Consider the following 19,307-nt stretch of genomic DNA (forward strand, 5'->3'; position numbering starts at 1 on the left):
CGGGCTAGCGCCAGGGGCCGAACACCCGCTCCCCGGTGGCGGAGATCGCGGCGCACAGCGCGTCCAGGTCCGCACCCGCGGCCTCGGCCAGCGCCCGCACGGTCAACGGAATCAGGTACGACCCGTTGGGCTGCCCCCGGTACGGCATCGGCGTCAGGTACGGCGCATCCGTCTCCACCAGCATCTGCCCGGGCGGGGTGACCGCGGCCGCCGCCCGCAGGTTGCCCGCGCTGGCGAACGTGACGACGCCCGCGTAGCTGAGCAGGTATCCACGGCGCACGCACTCGGCGGCGAAGTCCGCGTCGCCGGAGAAGCAGTGCAGCACCACGACGTCCGGGGCGCCTTCGGAGTCCAGCACCCGCAGCACGTCGTCGTGGGCGTCGCGGTCGTGGATGATCAGCGGTTTGCCGTACCGTTTGGCGATCGCGATGTGCGCCCGGAAGCTCTCCTCCTGGGCGGCGCGCCCCGCCTCGCCGGTCCGGAACGTGTCCAGCCCGGTCTCTCCGATTCCGCGGACCCGGGGCTCGGCGGCCAGCGCCTCGATGTCACGCAGCGCCTCGTCGAGGTCCGCCAGCGTGGGCGCCTCGTTGGGGTGCAACGCCACCGTCGCCAGGACGGCCGGATGCCGAGCGGCCAGTTCCGCGCCCCACCGCGAGGAGGCCACGTCCACCCCGACCTGCACGAGCCGGTCCACGCCGACCTTCGCGGCGGCCGTGATGAGCGCCTCGACCGGATCGCCCGCCCCGGATCCGTCCCCGCCGGGGACGCCCGCCTCGTGGACGGTGATGTCGAGGTGGGTGTGGCTGTCGAAGACCGGCACCGCCAGCGGATCGGGCGCGGGCGGGAACTCCCCGGCCCGACGGCGGGCGCGGGCGCGGCGGGATTCGGCAGGCGAGGCGGTGTTCATCCGGCCCAGCATCACACATCCGGGTGAGAGTTCCTTCACCTGCACTGCGGCAACCGGGAATTTACCCGGAATCAATGAACGTCACTTAATGTGCCGAGGGTGACCGTGACGGGTGAGGAGAGCGCAGTCAGCGTCGACCCGCTGGAGCCGCCGCTGATGGCGCCGTTGCTCCGGGACCTGAGCTGGGCGGCGGTCCAGCGGATGAGCCAGTCCGCGGCGCATCGGGACGACCCGATGCTGAGCCGGATCCGGGCGACCGCGGCGGTACACCGCGGCACCCGCATGGTGAAGGTCCTGTCGGCCGCGCAACTCGCCGGCCATCTCGGTGGCTGGCTGCCGTACGGCTTCTGCTACCGCGCGTGTGACCTCGCGCATCTGCCCGGCCCGGAGGAGCTGGCGCTGCTGCGTACCGACGGCACCATGGACACCGCGGTGACGTACGCGTTGCGCTGGCGGGCGGTGGACCCGAGCGACTACGAGGTCCCCTGCGCCCCCACCCAGCCGGGCCTGGCCACGCTGCCCGCGCACGGCCGCGTCGGCGCGCTGGTGCTGGGCACCGGTTTCACCCCGAGCGCCGACGACCTGATCCCGGAGTTCATCACCGCGGGGTTCGCCGACCTGCCCCTGCCGGCCAACGCGCAACTGCTGGCGTACCCGGCGGGCGGCGAGGAGGTCGTGCTGTACACGTACCAGCCCGAGCAGCACGGCTGGCTGCGGCTGGCCGGGCCGCGCTGGCGCCACCTGCTCGACGGACTGCCCGGCGTGAGCCCCGACCGCGAGTACGTTCCGTGCACCGACGCCCCGTCGGCCCGGCTGGTGGGCCAGGCCGGGATGGAGGAGCACGAGTACGAGGCGGTGGCCGACCCGCCCGGCGAGTTCCGGGTGCGGGCGCTGACCCGGGCCGCCCGGTACCCGGTCACCACGCTGAGCCGCCGCGCCGAGCAGGCCACCTGGCGTGGCGTGCCGTGCTGGGTGCTGCAGCGCGACGACAGCTGGGCTCGCCTGCGGCTGATCCGCCCTAGCGCCGACGCGCTGGTGGACACCGGCGCCCGCTGCTACGAGCGCGGCGTGTACGAGGCGTGGGCCCCGATGGGTGAGCTGGCGGGTCACCACATCGCGGACCTGCCGTACGTGATCTGAGCCTTACTCGGCGGCCTCCAGGCGGGCGAGCTCCTCGTCCACAACGGACGGATCCAGCTTGCGGAACACCGGCTTCGGTGCGGCCAACGGCGTACCCGCCACCAGCGGGACCCGCTCCCACTTCGCGCCCACGGTGTAGTCGCCCATCAGCACCGGATAGCCGGGGCCGCCGTCGAGGTCCTCGACCTCCACGATGGACGGCATCGGCGCGTGCACCCCGGTGCCGCCGAGCAGCTCGTGCACCTTCTGCGCGGAGTGTGGCAGGAACGGCGTCAGCAGCGTGTTGGCGTCGCGCACCACCTGCAGCGCGACGTGCAGGATCGTACCCATCCGGGGCTTGGACGCCTCGTCCTTGAGCTGCCACGGCGCCTGCTCGGACAGGTACTTGTTGGCCTCGGCCACCACCCGCATTGCCTCGCCGATCGCGGCCTTCTGCCGGTGCCGTCCGATCAGGTCACCGACCGTGGCGAAACCCGCCTCGGCCACCGCGAGCAGCTCACGGTCCGCGTCGGTCAGCTCGACCGCTTCGGGTACGGCGCCGAAGTTCTTCGCCGCCATCGAGATCGACCGGTTGACCAGGTTGCCCCAGCCCGCGACCAGCTCGTCGTTGTTGCGCCGCACGAACTCGGCCCAGGTGAAGTCGGTGTCGTTGCTCTCCGGCCCGGCCGCGGCGATGAAGTACCGCAACGCGTCCGCGTCGTAGCGCTCCAGGAAGTCGCGCACGTAGATGACCACCCGGCGCGACGACGAGAACTTGCGGCCCTCCATCGTCAGGTACTCGCTGGAGACCACCTCGGTGGGCAGGTTCAGCCTGCCCAGCCGGCCCGGCTGCCCGGCCTTGTCGCCCGCGCCGGAGTAGCCGAGCAGCAGGGCGGGCCAGATCACCGAGTGGAAGACGATGTTGTCCTTGCCCATGAAGTAGTAGCCGTTCGCGTCCTTGCCCTGCCCGTCGGCGGACCACCAATGCCGCCACGCCTCGGGGTCGCCCGTGCGGCGGGCCCACTCGATGGACGCCGACAGGTAGCCGATCACCGCGTCGAACCAGACGTAGATGCGCTTGTCGTTGCGGTCGCGCCAGCCGTCCAGCGGGATCGGTACGCCCCACTCGAGGTCGCGGGTGATGGCTCGCGGCTGCAGGTCGGCGAGCAGGTTACGGGAGAACTTGAGTACGTTGGGCCGCCAGCCGTCCCGGGCGTCGAGCCAGGTGGCCAGCGCCTCGGCGAAAGCGGGCAGGTCGAGGAAGAAGTGCTCCGTCTCGACGAACTCCGGGGTCTCCCCGTTGATCCGCGAGCGCGGGTTGACCAGCTGCTCCGGATCGAGCTGGTTGCCGCAGTTGTCGCACTGGTCACCGCGGGCACTCTCGTACCCGCAGATCGGGCAGGTGCCCTCGATGTAGCGGTCGGGCAGGGTCCGCCCGGTGGACGGGGAGATCGCGCCGAGGGTGGTCTTGCGCACGATGTACCCGTTGTCCAGCAGCCCGCTGAACAGCTCCTGCACCACGGCGTAGTGGTTGCCCGTGGTGGTCCGGGTGAACAGGTCGTACGACAGCCCGAGACCGTGCAGGTCCTCGACGATCACCCGGTTGTACCGGTCGGCCAACTCGCGCGGGGTGACCCCCTCGGCGTCGGCCTGGACCTGGATCGGGGTGCCGTGCTCGTCCGTGCCGGAGACCATGAGCACGTCGTGACCGGCCATCCGCATGTACCGGCTGAACACGTCGGAGGGCACCCCGAAGCCGGAGACATGACCGATGTGGCGCGGGCCGTTGGCGTAGGGCCAGGCGACCGCGGCGAGAACGTGACTCATGGTTGTTCAGCGTAGTGACCGCCGGCCGGGCCGCGCGAACGGATAGCAGGGGTCTGATTTGTCCCGACACGCCCCATCAAGAGCGTGCTCGCCACCGTGCCGCGTAGTCCAATGGTGCGGTGACCGCAGACGCGCCGCAGCCAGGGGAAACACCGCGCAGTGAGGGCGAGGCCGCCCCGGACGACGCCGCGCGGCGGCACGGCGGTGCCGGCCACGAGCCGGCCAGGACCTCCGGCGCAGCTACGACCGCAGCTCCGCCACGCCCCCCGCTCTGGCCACCGCCACCCCGGCACGCAGCCCCCGACCCGTCGGCGACCGAAGCCGTCGCCCCGTCCTCCCCGGCTGCCCCGGCTCAAGCCGCGCCCGCTGACCCGGAGATGGGGGCGGCTCCGGCCCCGTCGGCGGGTCCGGCCCCATCCGCTCCGTCAACGGCGCCTGCGACCCCGGCTACGGCGGCTGCCTCTGCTACCCCGGCTCCGCCCGCAGGGCGGCCGCAAGCCGGAGGACCTCTGCCGCCCTCGGCACGAGTCGCGGAGGCCACCGCAACGCCGACGATCACTCTGCCGACCGCGCCACCGGTTCAGGCGCCGACCGCCCTGGACGCGGTGACAGCGGAATTCCCCACGATCCGGGGACCTGGGCCGCGGGTCGCGGTTGAGCGCCACCATCACGTGGTCGATGAGGTCCGCCTCGACCCCGTGGGCTCCCAGCGGAGCTCGGAAGCCCCGCCGGCGGCCGGCACAACCACGGCCGGCTCGCCCAAGGCAGCCCTGGCGGGAGCCGGGACCCCGGCTGGGACCGGAGCAACCCCCGCACGCGCGCGGTCCGCCGACACCACGACGCCACCGAGCGACCGGGCTGAGATTCCCGACGTCATGCTCCTGCCGGATCCGATCGATGACCGGCACGCGTCGAAGGCGCCCGGCCAGCCGAGGGCGGCAACCGAGCCGCCGCCGGCCGTGTCGGCGCCGCTGCGGCCGACCCCGGCCGGGTCCCCGACCGCCGGACAGCCCGGCGAGCCGGCCACTCGGCAACCCGGCAGACAGGCCACCAGGCGGGCGGCCGAGCGGGCCCCCAGGCACGCCAGCGACTCAGACGGTGGGCAGGCCGACGAGCGCAGGGTCGGCGGGCAGACCAGCGAGCCTCAGGGTGCCCAGGCCAGCCAGCCGCACAGCGGCGGGATCGCCGGACACGTCGACGAGCCGGAGGTCCCGGAGAGCCGGTCGGCTGCCTTGCTGGAGACCTCGACCTTCTGGCTGTCCGACGAGGAGCGGGCAAGACAGGCGGCCGCGGCGGAGCCTGAGCGACCCTCCCAGATCGGGGTGCCACCTCGGCACCGGATTCGCGAACCACGCCGTCCACAGTCCGGCCTTCCCGCGCTCGTCGCTCTCGCCCTGGTCGCGGCGTTCTTCGCGTGGGTCAGCGCCGAGCCGTTCTGGTTGGCCGTCGGACACGACGTGAATGGCCAGGCGACGGTGACCCGCTGCACCGGTGACGGGATCAGTCAGCGCTGCTTCGGGCAGTTCGCCACGGGCGACGGCTTCTCCCGGGTGGACCGGGTGACCGTGCTCGGCCTGACCGGCGACCAGCGCGCTCCGGGGGCGAGCTCTCCCGCGCGGATGGTCAACCTGGGCGGTCGACAGGCGTACGTCGGGGAGACCGGCCTGTTGATGCAGCTGCGCTGGACGCTCGGCTTCGTGCTGGTGCTGCTGAGCGGTCTGGGTATCGCAGGTCTGACCGGGGCTCGCCGATTGGAGAACCCCCGTGCCCGGTACGGGGCACTACTGCTCAGCATCGCCTGCCCACTGGGCCTGCTGGCTGGATTCCTGGCCGCCGCATACTGATCCACCCACCCCCCGGGGTACTCGGGCGGCCTGGGCGGCCGAGGAGCAACCCGGCGTCAGCCGGCGTGAATCAGCGCGTACACCTCGCGTTTGCGCAGGCCGTACTCCTCGGCGACGGCCGTGATGGCGTCTCGGCGGGTGGCGCCCGCGGCCTCCCGCTCGGCGACCGCCGCGCGCAGGTCCGCGTCCGCCGGGCGGACGGGCGGGACGGCGCTCGCTCCGGCGACCACGACGGTGATCTCACCGCGGGGCTCCGCCTCGGCCGCCCAGTCGGCCAGTTCGCCGAGGCCACCCCGGCGGACCTGCTCGTACGTCTTGGTCAGCTCGCGGCAGACCGCGGCGGGCCGGTCCGGCCCGAAGGCGGCGGCGAGGTCGGTCAGGGCCCCGGTGATGCGATGCGGTGCCTCGAAGAACACCAGAGTGCGGGGTTCGGCGGTCAGCTCGCGCAGCCGGGACCGGCGCCCGGCGGGGGTACGCGGCAGGAAGCCCTCGAAGACGAACCGGTCGCTGGGCAGGCCGGACAGCGCCAGCGCCGTGGTGACCGCGCTGGGGCCGGGCGCGGCGGTGACCGGGAATCCGGCGTCCAGGGCCGCGCGGACGAGCCGGTAGCCGGGGTCGGAGACGCTCGGCATGCCGCCGTCGGTCACCACCGCGACGACCGCGCCGGAGCGCAGGGCGTCGACCAGTTCAGGGGTACGCCGCTCCTCGTTGCCCTCGAAGTACGAGACCACCCGCCCGGTGACGCCGACCCCCAGGTCGCGGGCCAGCCGGGCCAGGCGGCGGGTGTCCTCGGCCGCGACCACGTCCGCGGTCGCCAGGGTCTCCCGCAGCCGGGTGGACGCGTCGCCGATGTTGCCCAGGGGCGCGCCGACGAGCACGACGCGGCCGGTGTCTTCCTCCGTCACTCCGAAAGTGCACCACACGTCCGACGCGCGGCCTCCGGGCACCGTGTCGCGGGCGCGCGGCCTACGATCGCGGGGTGACTGCGGCGCCGACTGCTGAAACCGACCACGCGACCCCGGACGTGCCCGAGGGCGAGCCCGGCAGCGCCCGGCGGGTCCCCGAGGCCGTACGGCGGCGGCTGGCGACGCTGGACGACTGGCTCAACCCGTACTCGTGGGTGGTCACCGCGGTGATCGTGGCGGTCGCCGCGATCCTGCGGCTCACGGGGCTGAGCAAGCCCAAGGGCTACATCTTCGACGAGGTGTACTACCCGACCGACGCGTGGGACATGCTCCAGCACGGCGTCGAGTGGGACGAGAAGACCAACGGGCCCGCGTACGTGGTGCACCCGCCGCTGGGCAAGTGGCTGATCGCGCTGGGCGAGAAGGCGTTCGGGAACACCGAGCTGGGCTGGCGGTTCCCGGCCGCGATCGCGGGCACGCTGATGATCCTGATCCTGATCCGGGTGGCGTACCGGTTGTTCCACTCGATCGTGCTGGCGGGCACGGCCGGGCTGCTGATGACGCTGGACGGCTTCCACCTGGTGCTGTCGCGCACGTCGCTGCTGGACATCTTCCTCGGCCTGTTCATCCTGGCCGCGTTCGCGGCGATGGTGCTGGACCGGGACGCGTACCGGCGGCGGTGGTTGCGGGCGCTGGAGGGCGGTCTGGACCCGGTTACGGCGCGGCGGCTGCCCCGGGCGGTGCCGTGGTGGCTGCTCGCGGCGGGGATGCTGTTCGGGCTGGCCTGCGGCGTGAAGTGGAGCGCGCTGTTCTTCGCGCCGTTCTTCGCGATGCTCGTGGTGGTGTGGCGGGTCGGTGCGCGCCGCTCGGCGGGGTTGCGCCGACCCTTCGCGGGCGTGGTCGGCGATCTGGGCTGGCTGGTCCTGAGCTTCACGCTGACCGTGATCTTCTACCTGGCCACCTGGACGGGCTGGTTCGTCACGAACACCGGCTACTTCCGGCACTACCGGCAGGCGAACGGGCTGAGCGAGCCGCCCGTGCTGGGCGCGCTGCTCAACCTCATGCACTACCACGTCGAGGCGTACACGTTCCACAGCGGCCTGTCGGACCGGCACGTGTACCAGTCGTGGCCCTGGCAGTGGCTGCTGCTGGGCCGGCCGGTGGCGTTCTACTGGTCCGGCGACACGCGGTGCGGTACGCCGAGCTGCGCCGCCGAGATCCTGCTGCTGGGCACCCCGATCCTGTGGTGGTCGTTCCTGCCGGCCCTGGCTGCGCTGGTGTGGTTCGGCATCGCGCGCCGGGACTGGCGGGCGTTCGCGATCGGCACCGGTGTGGTGGCGGGGATACTGCCGTGGTTCTACTACGCGGTCGCTGACGGCCGGACGATGTTCGCGTTCTATGTGCTGCCCGCGCTGCCGTTCCTCATCCTGGCGGTGGTGTACACGCTGGGCGCGATCATGACGCCGCCGACCGGGATGGCAACCGGCGCGGCCCGCACGGACCGGCAGCTCGTGGGCACGATCATGGCCGGGGTGTACGTGCTGCTCGTGGCGCTCTGCTTCGCCTACTTCCACCCGATCTTCGTGGGTCAGTCCATTCCGTACGACTCGTGGTCGGCGCGGATGTGGCTGGGGAGTCGCTGGATCTGAGGGTCCACTGTCGGCGGCCCCGCCGCTGCTCGTTTCCACGGCTCAAGGTGCGCTCGGCGCCGAACCGGACGTCGGGCGGGCCCGGGGGCTTGTCGAAAAATAAGACGCGCCCCGATCGCCTGCCACGGGGGAAGCGGGCGATAGGGGCGCGCACGAAGAAGCTTAACGACACACTTTGACGGGCACAACGGGTCCCCGGCCCGCGTTGCGGAATCTTCACCGGGACAGTCCCCGGGCGACGCGGCGGCGGGCCCTCGGACCCCGAACCACCACGCCGCATGCCATCGACGCTCAGGCCACGAAAAGGTCGGCCTCCCGCTCGGCGAAAGGGAACACCACGTGCAGAGACGTGCCGTCGCCGGGCCGGTCCGAGAGCGCCACCGTGGCATGGTGCGCGTCCAGGATCCGCTTCGCGACCGCCAGGCCGTGATCCGGGCCGGGCAGGTCTGTCGGGTTCGCGATAGCGCCGTAGAACAGGTGCGGGAACAGGTCGGGCCGCATTCCGTCGGGCAGGTCCATGTCATCCATGCGTACGGTCGGGCCCGATTCCACCTCCGTGCCGACGCGCACCCGGCCGCCGGGCGGGGTGTATTTCACCGCCGCGAAGAGCAGATGGGTGAGGACCTGCTCGAGGCGTACCGGGTCGGCGACGATCGGCAGGGTGACGCCGTCCGACTGGTCGAGCATCCCGATGTGTTTGGTCGCCGCGATCGGCCGGACCGCGTCGATGGCCCGCCGGGTCAGCTGAGTCAGGTCGGCCTGCCGCATGTGCAGGCTCTCGTTCTCGGTGCCCACCTGGGCCAGCGCGGTCAGGTGCTCCAGGAGGTCGGTGAACCCGCGGACGTGCGCGGCCGTGGCCCGGCCCACCAGATCGGCCAGCTCCGGATCGTGGTGTCCGGTACGCCCGAGCTGCGTCAGGTGCTCGCCCATGAGGCGCATCGGTGCCCGCAACGGCCCGCACACGAGGTTGGCGATGTCGTCCTTGCGGCGTTCCAGTTCCTGCAACCGGGCCGTGGTGCTGGCGAGCGCTATCGCGTAGCGGCGCAGCTCCAGCTGGCCGGTGACCTGCCGGGCGAGGGCACGCAGTGCCGCCGTCTGGTCGTCGTCGAGGCCGCGTGGCGTGGAGTCGAACACGCACAGGGCACCCACGGCGAAGCCTTCGGTGGTGATCAGCGGGGCGGCCGCGAAGAAGCGGATCCCGTGCCCGGCGACCACGGCCGGGTTGTCGGCGAACCGCGGATCGTTGCGGGTGTCCGGCACGACCAGCAGGTCGTCACCGAGGATCGCGTGGGCGCAGAACGACAGGTCCCGGGACATGTCGCCGATGTCCGTGCCGAAATGGGCCTTGAACCATTGCCGGTCGGCGTCGACCAGGCAGACCAGCGCCATCGGTACGTCGCACACGGACGCGGTCAGCGCCACGATGTCGTCGAAGTCCTTCTCCGGAGCGCTGTCCAGGACACCGAGCCCGTAGAGCGCGGCTAGCCGGTCCGTTTCGTTGGCGGGAAGAGGGGCGTGCATGGGTCACCTCCAGGGCAGACCCAAGACATACCATCGGAAAGTAGCAGTATTCGCGGTTCGACCCGGATTGGCGGTGCCCGCCGGCACGGGCGGCTCGACTCATTCCGGCAGGTGGCAGACAGCCTCGATGTTGTTGCCGTCAGCGTCGAAGACGAACGCGCCGTAGTAGTTCGCGTGGTAATGCGGGCGCAGACCCGGCGGGCCGTTGTCCACCCCGCCCGCACCCAGCGCGGCGGCATGGAAGGCGTCGACCGCGGCACGGTCGGACGCGGTGAAGGCCACATGCACCCGGTGCGACGGCTCACGCACCGCGAGCCAGAAGAAGGGGCGGCCGGGCTCGCTACCGAAGCCGAGCGCCTCCCCGGCGTCCATGACCACCTGGATTCCGAGGGGCGTCAGCGCCCGCTCGTAGAACAAACGGCTCGCACCGAGGTCGTGGACCCCGAGCACCACATGGTCGATCATCGCTCTCTCCCTGCCCGCGTCGGCGACACCAGTCCCACGACCGTATAGCCGGGCTACGACATCGGTTACCCGCGCGCGCTCCCGCCGGGCCCGGCCCCGTGCGTGCCTTCGCCTGCCGTGCGCCCGGTCACGCCTCAGAATCGACGTACAGGCAGAACGGGTGGCCGGCGGGGTCCAGCAGGACCCGTACCGTCTCCTGGGGTTGATGATCCGCGAGCCGGGCACCGGCCCGGACCGCCGCCGCGACCGCCGCTTCCAGGTCCGGCACCTCGATGTCGAGGTGCAGCATCATCTGCTGCCGCCCCGGTTGTGCCGGCCAGACGGGCGGCTCGTAGTCAGTGGCCTGCTGGAACGCGAAATACTCCACGTGCTCGCCCATGGGTGCGATGCCGACGAAGTTGCACTCGTCCTTCACGATCTTCCAGTCCATGAGGTCGGCGTAGAAGTGCGCGAGGGCCAGGGGATCCGGCGCGTCGAGGACCACGCCCCACCAGTGCTTCGAGGTACGTCCAAGCATGCGAGCACTCTGCCCCAATTTGCCGGAGACTGCACGCGGCGCCGCGCCTCCCGGGCAGACACCGGTTGATCGAGCCGATGTGAAGTTCCATTGAACCCACCCCTGCTCCGCGGTGCAGATGCGCGCCCACGACATTAAAAAGTCGCATTGTATTGACGAATATAAACTGGTCAAGTTGACGCTTTACCCGGAAAGCCATAGCGTGAAGGCGATCCAATCAAGCGATTCGCGGGCGCGCCCTCCACAAGAAGGATGCGTCCCGATGAGCCGCGCCTTCCACAAGGAGGAAATCGTGGTCCCCATTCACCACATCGGGATTCTCGCCACCAGCCTGTCCACCACAGCCGCGCTGATCGCCCCCGGCACCCCTGCCGCCGCGGCGCCGACGGCCCCGGCATCCGACAGCGCGCTGGTGCTCGCCGTGCTTCCCGCTGACCACAGCGGTGTCCCTCCCCGGCTGGCCACGCTCGAGTGCGACCCGGACGGCGGAAGCCACGCCGCCGCTGGCTCGGCCTGCGACGATCTCCGCATGGTCGACGGCGACATCGCCGCGCTCGCCGAGGACGGCATCTGCACCCGGGAGTATCAGCCGGTGACGGCCATCGCGGTCGGCACGTGGGAGGGGAATCCCGTCGCCTACCGCGAGACTTTCTCGAACCGCTGCCTCCTGCTGCACGCCACGGGCGACGTATTCGATTTCTGAACCATCCGCCCGACCAATTTCACGCGCAGAAGAGGACCTTGCAATGAAGCAATTGTTCCGCGCCCTGGCCGTTGCCTTTGCCGTGGTGGCCGCCCTGATCGCCGCCAACCCGGCCGCGGCCGCGTCGATACCGTGGACCGAATCCATCTCGGTGACCCAGACGGGCGGGCTCGTCGGCCGTACCGAATTGTTCTCCGTGGATACGACCACCCGTGACGAGCGCGCAGCCCAGGCCCTGAGCCTGACCGCAACCCCCCAGTACCGCACGTTGGCGCCGTTCTACCTGCCGACGAACCCGTGCTGCGACCGCCAGCGCTATCAGGTCGTCACCCACTACAGCGACGGCACGGACAAGACGGTCGTGACGATGGACGGCGTCCCCGGCACGCCGCCGATCCTGCTGGAGGTCATCGACCTGGTCACGAACACCGCCGCTCCGGCGTAAGCACGGATACCCGGCTCGCGACCACGTCGCGGGCCTGCACACCAGCCGAAACATCACGGCCCGCAGGCCACATGCCTGCGGGCCGCCCACCGTCATGACCCGGCTCCCCGCCGAGCACCCGGGAGCTACAGCGCGTCGGGCTGAACGAGGGCCGGGTGCCGTTCGCCAGGCGGGGCGTGCCAGGCGGGCCCTTCGGGATTCTTGGTGGTGTCGATCCGCAGCCGGGCCCAGTCGTCGAGTTCCGGCAGGTCGTCCGGTGCGAACCAGCCGACCTCCAATGACTCGTCGCCGTCGGTGCGTGGCGTGCCGCCGACAGGACGGCACCGAAACCACACGTTCAGGTACTCGCAGGTGTCGCCGTTGGGATAGACCACCGGGTGCGTGGCGACACCGCCGACCCGCTCGATCTCGACGTGGACCCCGGTCTCCTCGAACACCTCGCGAACGACGGCATCCGACGGCTGCTCACCCGGATCGATGATGCCGGCGGGCAGGGACCAGCGGCCGTTGTCACTACGCCGGGCGAGCAGAAGATGCCCGGCGGCGTTGCGCACGACGGCGCTGACCCCGGGCAGGAGCAGCAGGTCGTGGCCGATGTGTGCGCGCAGACGAGCGATGTACGGCGAAACGGGCATCGGCTTACCCTAGCCGCCGACCCGCCCTCAGCGCTTCTCGCAGGCCACGCCGTCCTTGTCGCGATCCATCCTCTTGTTCGCGTTGTACAGCGCGGTGTTCACGGTGAAGGTCGTGACCGGCTTGGTGCTGCCGCGCACCTTGTCCCGTGCGCCCTTCCTGCCGACGCCGTGCTTGTACTTCTGGTTCAGGGCGGTGCAGTTCTGGTACGTCGGGACGGTCGCGGCTGCGGCGTCGGCGGGCAGTGCCAGGGCAAGGGAACCGCCCACCAGCAGGCCGGTCAGCGCCACTCCACGTGCCAGTGCGTCAATCATCTTGCTCCTTGTCGGGCGGTTCGTACCGCGTTGCTGAAGCACAGGTCGGGTCCTCGGTGGTGGCGCCATCGGAGTGCCACCGGGCACCAGCGAGGAGCACGACAACAGCTCAGACCTACATTGGACGGCGGTAGGGGACCAACATACGGCCAGCCTTCGCTGTGACACATGCGGCAAGCGGACGTCGCGCGGGGCGGGGCGGATCGCGTTCGCAGCGACACGGGTACGTTCACGATCCGGTCGTCCGTCCGGCATACCCCCGCACGGCTATCGAGGGGAAGCCGGCGCCGGCCCCGGTCCAGACGCCCCGACGGCCTCGCCGAGGAGCTGCACCGCGGCTAGATCACAGCCAGCACCGCAGCCGCCAGCACGGTTGCCAGGACACCGACAACGGTCGCGAAGATTGCCCGTCCGCGACCGTGGCGGTCCAGGCCCGCCGACCCACTCGCGAGATGCCGATTGGCGCGATCCCATCGACCGCCGTATCTCGTCTGCCACCCGAGGCGAAGTCAATGGCGCCCATCGGGCGAACAGGTCACGGAAGTAGTCGCCGTGCGCGACGAGCATCGCCGCGTGCCGAAGGCCATGAGCGTGACGCTATGCGAATGCGTACACACGCGGTGCCTTCCGCCCCGCCCTGTGGTCCCGTGTTGGTCCGGCATGGAGTGTGAAGCGATGCACTTCCCCTTGCCCAAGGCGCGGTCCGACGGGTTGGGTCGGCGCATGGCTCTGATCGCGTACGACAGTGTGGACGCGGCGGCGTTCGAGGCGACCCGGCACCTGCGGGACGACGACCTTGCCCTCTGGCGTGCGGCGATCAGCCGATACTTCGAGCCTCGGTCGGGGGCGCGCCTGCTCGACCTCGGATGCGGCACCGGCAGTTGGGCGCGCGCGTTCCGTTCGTGGTGGCCCGAGGTCGATGTCGTGGGGGTGGAACCTTCCGCGGCGATGCGGGAGCGCGCGGTGTTCCAGCCAGTCGTGGCCGGATCTGCCGACGACGTTCCGTTCGCCGAGGCCACCCTCGACGGAATTTGGCTCTCCACCGTCATCCATCACATTCCCGACCTCACCGCCGCCGCCCGGGAGATCCGGCGGGTGCTGAAGCCGGGCGCACCGGTGCTGATCCGCTCCGCGTTCGCCGGCCGGCACGGCGCGATCAGTCTGTTCCGGTGGTTCCCGGAGGCGATCGTCGTACTCGACCGGTATCCGAGCATCGCCGATGTCGAGGCGTCGTTCGCCACTGCCGGCTTCGCGACCGCGGGCTGCGAGCCGGTGCCGCAGGTGTCCGCGCCGTCGGTGGCTGAGGCCGCCGCACACCTGCGGCGTGAGGCGCATACGCCGCTGCAGCTGATCAGCGACGATGCGTACGCGGCGGGCGTCGCCCGCTTGAAGGATGCCGCACTCACGGAGTCCGGTCCGGTCGTCGACGCCCTCGACCTGCTGGTGCTGCGGTGAGTCCCACCCGGCTCGGGGTGCCGGCCTTCGGGTGACGACTGCGCGGAATCGGTTCGTGTGGCAGGGCCCGGTCTGACCGATGCTGATCACCGCCAACATGGATCCGGCCGACGCGGCGGAGGCCCTTCCGCATTCGACCTTCCAGATCAGGCTCGAAACGTACGCCGACGTGGACGAACGACTGAAGCGCGACGTGGCCATTCGCCGCACTGCGAGTCAATGCTGACAAGGTGAATGGCCGGCCGGGTATGCGAATTCCGGATCAGGCGCCAAGGATAAGCCGCGAGTGCCTGAACGACCCACTGTGGTGCGGCCGACAGTTCACCGCGTGACGCTCCAACGATGTGCTGTTGATCACCGGGCGAGAAGTGGATCTTGTCGGTCTTCGTCCAAGTCTGCACGTCACCTCAGCCATGACGTTGCCTTGCATCCCGCCTGTCCCTCTGCGACATTTGCTCGGCTCGCGATCATCAATACACGGAGGAACTATGGGTATCGGCCGTCTCGGCACGTTCGCGTTAACCACAGGTGTCGCTCTCGCTGGTGGCATGGCACTCAGTGCACCGGCGTCTGCGGCAGCCAGCGCGGAGGTGGCGTTGCCGGCATTCTTGGTGGGGATTCTCGACAAGCCAGAAGCGGTGGCCGCCAAGGATCTCCGGACCGACTGCTCGGGCGTCGATACACCCAGGGCCGGGTTCAGGACCTGGAAGTTCGACACGGCGGTGAACGGGAAGTTCAAGGTCTTCACTGCCGTTTTCGTGGGCTCCAAGAAGAAGAAGCTTGCGGTGGGGCACTGGGCCGCTCTCGACCCTCGGAACCCGGATAAGTACACCGCACTTGGCGACCTAGATGAGCTTGCCGGAAAGCCTGAGTTCAAGGGGATTGCCAAGCAGCTGGCGAACGTTGACAACCAGCTGGGGACCCTGGCCGAGCAGCTGGGGTTCAAGGACGCTCCCAAGCCAGGGCTTCGCGGTGCCATGACCGTCGACTTCGGGCCCGACCGCGAGGCTGCCGCGCTGACCCTCCCGGGCCGCTGGAAGCTCCGCGCGGCGTCCACCGTGATCGAACGCGAGGACGCTGCGCCTGAGGATGTCGCCGAGAACGTGGCGACCACGCTGGACGTCACCGGCGTGTGCGTGCCGCAGGGACACCACCACAAGAAGCACCACCACGCCAAGCACCACCACAAGAAGCACCACCACAAGAAGCACCACCACAAGAAGCACCACCACAGGAAGCATCACCCTGGCAAGCACCACCACGGGAAGCACCACCAGGGTAAGCGGCACCACATCAAGCACCACCACACCAAGCACCACCACACCAAGCACCACCACACCAAGCACCACTACGCCGGGTAGCGGTATCCAGGCGGGCAGGGGCAGGACACCGGCTGCGCGTCGGTAGCGAGGCGAGGATACGAACACCTCGGATATCGCGCCGTGGCGGAAACGAGGATAAGGTCGCGGCCTGCCTCTGACCGGTCCCCGCATCGCTCTGTTCCTGTCGTGGGCGTGACGCTGGTCTGCGTGGGCATCATCGGCTGGGTGGCGGTGCGGCGTCGGCTGGCGGCCGCCGGTGCCTGACCTCGAAAATCCGGGAAGCGGCCCGGCTCATTCTGAGCCGGGCCGCTTCGTCGATACAGCCGACCAGACCCGCGTGCACAACGCACTGCGGCACTCCAGCCTGCGGATAACGCTGGTGACCCACGTCCACGGGCGTCCGGCCGGGGCCGGGTTTTGAATCACTCCGGCTTGGCAACGGGGTGGCACCCCTGAACAGGCGAGCAAGGTGATTCCCGTACCCGAACCACCCGCGACCGGCGGCAATGCCGCGTCATCCTCGAGCCTGCGCCCGCCCGTCGAGGACACTCGCTCGTGGCCTCCGTTGATCAAACTCCCTACGCCGGGTTCATGCGGACGGCTGGATCGGTCATCGGATGGGTAGTCGGGCTGTACTTTGTTGCCCGGGCGGCAGCCGAGCCGTTCGTCATCGACATGTCGGATCCGCAGAGCTACGCGAATGACTGGGGTGGTCCAAGCTTGGCTGGCGCTCTCGCGGTACATATGGGTCCCGGCATCTTGGCGGCCGCTCTGCTGGTCGCGGACGTTCTCAGGCGTCGCTCACGACGGCAGAAGGCGCAATCCGTGTCACGCTGATCCGTACTACGTGGATAGTGTCGGCCTCACGGATGTGCTTGACGCTGGTGTTCCCGTAGTGCTCCTAGGCCAGCCGCAGGGTGTGAATGCACCGTCTGTGACCGTGCCGGAAACCGCTGGTGGGCTGCCCGCAGCGCTTGCCGATCTGCCCGACCCGCGCGCCCGGCGAGGGGTTCCGGCACCGCCTTGCGGTCGTGGTGACCGCGGCGGTGTGCGCCGTGGTGGCCGGTTACCGCTCCTGCACCACGATCGATGAATGGGTGGCCGACTGCTGCCATGACCGTCACGGCGGTAAGCAGATGACCGCGGCCGACATCCGCAAGGACGGCAAGCCCAACCACCTCGGCGGCGAGGTGTTCGACGCCTGGGATGGCCAGTTCATCACCACCCACAACGGCAGGCTGCCCAACCCGCTCGCCCTCGGCCGTCTGCTCACCGGTCAGATCGGACGGTGGCGCGGACCGTACGTCCTCCGCGGCGGCAAGAACGAGCGCGGCGGCCGGAACGTCTTCTGGGTCGAGCGCGAGACCGACTGACCGTCCGGCCCTACCTGCTGACCGGCTCGGCCTTCGGCTTCTTCATCTCAGCGTGAAAAGCGAAGCCGAAGATGCTCAACCCGAGCAGGCGCAACGCAACCTTCCACCACACAGGGTCACCACCCAGTAACTCCTGGCCCAACCCGAACGCGTTATAGGCAACCAGCACCGCATAGAGCGCCATCATCCACGGGTTGCGCCGATTCGCCTTCGTCACTCGTTGCCCCGATCCCCATAGCGACATCCGCCCATACCGTAGCCCAGACCCGCCAGCGGCCCGGATCGTCCCCGTGATGCAGGAACCGCTGAAGCAACTCCGCATCTCCGCATCTTCGGTGGGTCGAGCTGAGGGGATTTGAGCCCCTGACCCCCTCGATGCGACTCGTGGCCGCTCGGTTGGATCAAGCCGGATGCGAGGTCAGACGGCGGGTGGGGGTTTCATTCAGACCAGCTAAGTCCGTGCCGCTGCTGTACTTCGCTGCTGTACTGTGCGCTCACGACTCCGCTTGTCATCACCAGAATCTGACCGATCTGTGCACTCGGGGGACCCGATCTGGGATCCGGCCATGAACGCGAGTCCGAATGGTTAGCGTCTGACTGTGTCGCACGCATCCGTTCCCGGGCCGCCGCCTCATAAGCGAAAGACGCCCGTCGCTGTCTGGATCGTCCTGGGCGTGTTCGTCGGCGCCGCCGTACTGGCGATATGCCTGGCGGCATGCCTGGTCATCGCGCTATACCTACCCTGGGTGCTTGCCTCCCGAGGTTATTAGAGGTGGCCGGACGAGTGCGACGCCGGCCAGCACGGCTGCTCTCCCCAGGGCAGCGCCCTCGCGGCATCGAGGACTTGGTGCAACAGGGCGGTATCCCACCCGGCAGTTCTACCAGCCACTCGAAGGCCTGCTTGGAGACGCCCTGCACGTCCTGGTGTACCCGAATCGCGGGCACCGGCGCTGGGGCTTGCCCGGTGCGCCGCGTCAGCGGCGCCTTGATCCAGGTGCAGGAACATTCGGCAACGCGTGCAGACAAACGAGTGTCCTCCGTCGACTGACGTGCGACACACGTCCGCCAACTGGCACGCGACCTCCAGCTCCGCGCTTCCCTACTCGTCCGAACGCGAACGAGTGTTGACGAAGCGAGCCGACAGTCGATTCGCCACGTACAGGCATGCGGACCCCAGTGCGAGCACCGTCGCCAGCGGTAGCAGCAGCCAGCCGTCAGCGAGCGTCGGGTAGTCATGGGTCCCCACCGGGCAGGTGTAGGCCGGGCGAAGGGGTTCCCTTCCCGCCTTGCAGTAGTGCTGCTTCACGCGCACCTCACCAGAAAGCGGCCGCGTCGAGAACACCTTCCTGTCGGTCGTGGCGTGTTTCAAGCCGCGATCCGGCTCCCAGATCACGAAGGCGTCGCAGGTGTACGGCGCACCCAACCATTCGTTGTGCTCGCATCCCGTCACCGTCGCCACCCCGTAGCGGCTGACCTGATAGGGGATGCCCATCCGGTCCAGGGAGTCCATCGCCAGTCCGAACCCGGGCGCGACGACAAGAAGCATCAAGAACGCGGCGAGCGCGATGCGCACCACGTTCCGGCGGTTCGGCAGCTGTTGCCTAAGTTCCCAGTTGAGCCGCCGGCGTCGCGCTGAGGCGGCAGTGGCGCCGGTCCGGGCATCCTGCCGCGCGGCGAAACCCGCCGTTCTCGCAATGAGGAAGGGTGAGGATCCGGACGCCGCTTCGGACGGGTTGCCGGGCGTTGCCGCGCTTCGGTCCTCGCGCGTCCGCCCGGAACGCGATGTGGTCCATCTCCAGCCGCTGCCCATCGCCCTACTCCTCGACATCCAGGCACCGGGCCGCCGCCACGCCTTTGGCCTGGGCCGCGTGCTCCGCCAACTCCTGCGGCGAGACGCTGAACGCGGTCACCGCTGCGCCTGCTCGTCGGTGGAAGGCAGGGTGCTCGTCATAGCGACACTCTGGTCCCAGGTGGGTCGCCTCCAACTGGGTGGCCGCGAACTCCTGCTGAGCCCGTTGCGACTCCTCGGCCAGCTGCGCGATCCTGGCGTCCTGCTGCCGCATCCACTCGTCGGGATCGGCCAGATCCTGATTGAGACCAAAGGCCATGCCACGTCCCTCCCCCGTGCGAGCCCGCAATCTAGCCGATGATCACCGCCGCTGCCGACCACAAGTTCCAGGTTCCGAAACCCCCGGCCGCACCCGGGCCGGGGGGTGATGTCGGATCAACCAGATGGCAACCGAAAAGCCTGATGTTTCGGGCCACCCCTGGCCGATCGTGGGATGGCGGAACGCGGGAGGGTCGATCC

At 69.8% G+C, this 19,307-nt stretch carries 20 protein-coding genes; 9 read left to right on the top strand and 11 right to left on the bottom strand.

Annotation, left to right across the window (positions count from 1 at the left end):
* Nucleotides 1-4: 4 nt before the first annotated feature.
* A complete protein-coding gene (locus tag ACMCNO_RS31495; RefSeq protein WP_412753057.1) occupies nt 5-907 on the bottom strand; it encodes a TatD family hydrolase in 903 nt (300 codons plus the stop codon).
* 99 nt (nt 908-1,006) lie between these two features.
* Here ACMCNO_RS31495 and ACMCNO_RS31500 point away from each other — a divergent pair, with 99 nt between their 5' ends.
* Nucleotides 1,007-2,047 (top strand): hypothetical protein, encoded by a 1,041-nt coding sequence (locus tag ACMCNO_RS31500; protein WP_412753058.1) that lies wholly within the window; start codon nt 1,007-1,009, stop codon nt 2,045-2,047.
* 3 nt (nt 2,048-2,050) lie between these two features.
* Here ACMCNO_RS31500 and metG read toward each other — a convergent pair whose 3' ends face one another.
* The gene (gene metG / locus ACMCNO_RS31505) at nt 2,051-3,853 is read right to left on the bottom strand and encodes a methionine--tRNA ligase (RefSeq protein WP_412753059.1); all 1,803 of its coding nucleotides are present in this window, start codon (nt 3,851-3,853) and stop codon (nt 2,051-2,053) included.
* Between the two features lie 875 nt (nt 3,854-4,728).
* Here metG and ACMCNO_RS31510 point away from each other — a divergent pair.
* Nucleotides 4,729-5,697, top strand: coding sequence for a hypothetical protein (locus ACMCNO_RS31510; RefSeq protein WP_412753060.1), 969 nt, complete (start codon nt 4,729-4,731; stop codon nt 5,695-5,697).
* Between the two features lie 56 nt (nt 5,698-5,753).
* Here ACMCNO_RS31510 and rsmI read toward each other — a convergent pair whose 3' ends face one another.
* The gene (gene rsmI, locus ACMCNO_RS31515; RefSeq protein ID WP_412753061.1) at nt 5,754-6,602 is read right to left on the bottom strand and encodes a 16S rRNA (cytidine(1402)-2'-O)-methyltransferase; all 849 of its coding nucleotides are present in this window, start codon (nt 6,600-6,602) and stop codon (nt 5,754-5,756) included.
* Between the two features lie 74 nt (nt 6,603-6,676).
* On the opposite strand from rsmI, the gene ACMCNO_RS31520 reads away from it, so the two are divergent.
* The gene (locus ACMCNO_RS31520) at nt 6,677-8,251 is read left to right on the top strand and encodes a dolichyl-phosphate-mannose--protein mannosyltransferase (RefSeq protein ID WP_412753062.1); all 1,575 of its coding nucleotides are present in this window, start codon (nt 6,677-6,679) and stop codon (nt 8,249-8,251) included.
* A gap of 291 nt (nt 8,252-8,542) precedes the next feature.
* Here ACMCNO_RS31520 and ACMCNO_RS31525 read toward each other — a convergent pair whose 3' ends face one another.
* The 3 genes from ACMCNO_RS31525 to ACMCNO_RS31535 all read right to left on the bottom strand — a co-directional run bounded on the left by ACMCNO_RS31525 (nt 8,543) and on the right by ACMCNO_RS31535 (nt 10,754).
* Complete coding sequence (locus ACMCNO_RS31525) at nt 8,543-9,772, bottom strand: GAF domain-containing protein (protein ID WP_412753063.1); 1,230 nt, start codon at nt 9,770-9,772, stop codon at nt 8,543-8,545.
* A 99-nt stretch (nt 9,773-9,871) separates the two neighbouring features.
* Nucleotides 9,872-10,237, bottom strand: a complete 366-nt coding sequence (locus tag ACMCNO_RS31530) for a VOC family protein (RefSeq protein ID WP_412753064.1) — start codon at nt 10,235-10,237, stop codon at nt 9,872-9,874.
* Between the two features lie 127 nt (nt 10,238-10,364).
* Nucleotides 10,365-10,754, bottom strand: a complete 390-nt coding sequence (locus ACMCNO_RS31535; protein WP_412753065.1) for a VOC family protein — start codon at nt 10,752-10,754, stop codon at nt 10,365-10,367.
* Nucleotides 10,755-11,016: 262 nt separating this feature from the next.
* On the opposite strand from ACMCNO_RS31535, the gene ACMCNO_RS31540 reads away from it, so the two are divergent.
* Nucleotides 11,017-11,457, top strand: coding sequence for an SSI family serine proteinase inhibitor (locus ACMCNO_RS31540; protein ID WP_412753066.1), 441 nt, complete (start codon nt 11,017-11,019; stop codon nt 11,455-11,457).
* 43 nt (nt 11,458-11,500) lie between these two features.
* Entirely contained in the window at nt 11,501-11,902 is a 402-nt protein-coding gene (locus tag ACMCNO_RS31545; RefSeq protein ID WP_412753067.1) for a hypothetical protein, read from the top strand.
* A gap of 125 nt (nt 11,903-12,027) precedes the next feature.
* Here the strand turns inward: ACMCNO_RS31545 and ACMCNO_RS31550 are convergent, their stop codons facing one another.
* Together ACMCNO_RS31550 and ACMCNO_RS31555 are read right to left on the bottom strand one after the other, a co-directional pair.
* Entirely contained in the window at nt 12,028-12,537 is a 510-nt protein-coding gene (locus ACMCNO_RS31550; protein WP_412753068.1) for an NUDIX hydrolase, read from the bottom strand.
* A gap of 27 nt (nt 12,538-12,564) precedes the next feature.
* Nucleotides 12,565-12,849 carry an excalibur calcium-binding domain-containing protein gene (locus ACMCNO_RS31555; RefSeq protein WP_412753069.1) on the bottom strand — a complete coding sequence of 95 codons (285 nt, stop codon included), beginning with the start codon at nt 12,847-12,849 and terminating at the stop codon, nt 12,565-12,567.
* A gap of 723 nt (nt 12,850-13,572) precedes the next feature.
* Between ACMCNO_RS31555 and ACMCNO_RS31560 the strand changes: the two genes are divergently transcribed.
* From ACMCNO_RS31560 to ACMCNO_RS31575, 4 genes are all read left to right on the top strand, one after another.
* Nucleotides 13,573-14,304, top strand: a complete 732-nt coding sequence (locus tag ACMCNO_RS31560; RefSeq protein WP_412753070.1) for a class I SAM-dependent methyltransferase — start codon at nt 13,573-13,575, stop codon at nt 14,302-14,304.
* Between the two features lie 79 nt (nt 14,305-14,383).
* Complete coding sequence (locus tag ACMCNO_RS31565) at nt 14,384-14,530, top strand: hypothetical protein (RefSeq protein WP_412753071.1); 147 nt, start codon at nt 14,384-14,386, stop codon at nt 14,528-14,530.
* 262 nt (nt 14,531-14,792) lie between these two features.
* Nucleotides 14,793-15,665: a hypothetical protein gene (locus tag ACMCNO_RS31570; RefSeq protein WP_412753072.1), complete on the top strand. Its 873-nt coding sequence runs from the start codon at nt 14,793-14,795 to the stop codon at nt 15,663-15,665.
* Between the two features lie 935 nt (nt 15,666-16,600).
* Complete coding sequence (locus tag ACMCNO_RS31575; RefSeq protein WP_412753073.1) at nt 16,601-16,999, top strand: hypothetical protein; 399 nt, start codon at nt 16,601-16,603, stop codon at nt 16,997-16,999.
* Between the two features lie 10 nt (nt 17,000-17,009).
* Here the strand turns inward: ACMCNO_RS31575 and ACMCNO_RS31580 are convergent, their stop codons facing one another.
* The 3 genes from ACMCNO_RS31580 to ACMCNO_RS31590 form a co-directional block, all read right to left on the bottom strand.
* Nucleotides 17,010-17,216, bottom strand: coding sequence for a hypothetical protein (locus ACMCNO_RS31580; RefSeq protein ID WP_412753074.1), 207 nt, complete (start codon nt 17,214-17,216; stop codon nt 17,010-17,012).
* 882 nt (nt 17,217-18,098) lie between these two features.
* Nucleotides 18,099-18,809: a hypothetical protein gene (locus tag ACMCNO_RS31585; protein WP_412753075.1), complete on the bottom strand. Its 711-nt coding sequence runs from the start codon at nt 18,807-18,809 to the stop codon at nt 18,099-18,101.
* A 4-nt stretch (nt 18,810-18,813) separates the two neighbouring features.
* The gene (locus ACMCNO_RS31590; protein WP_412753076.1) at nt 18,814-19,107 is read right to left on the bottom strand and encodes a hypothetical protein; all 294 of its coding nucleotides are present in this window, start codon (nt 19,105-19,107) and stop codon (nt 18,814-18,816) included.
* Nucleotides 19,108-19,307: the final 200 nt, after the last annotated feature.

Origin of the sequence: Krasilnikovia sp. M28-CT-15 (genome assembly GCF_047159595.1) — a bacterium.
Taxonomy (GTDB): domain Bacteria; phylum Actinomycetota; class Actinomycetes; order Mycobacteriales; family Micromonosporaceae; genus Actinoplanes.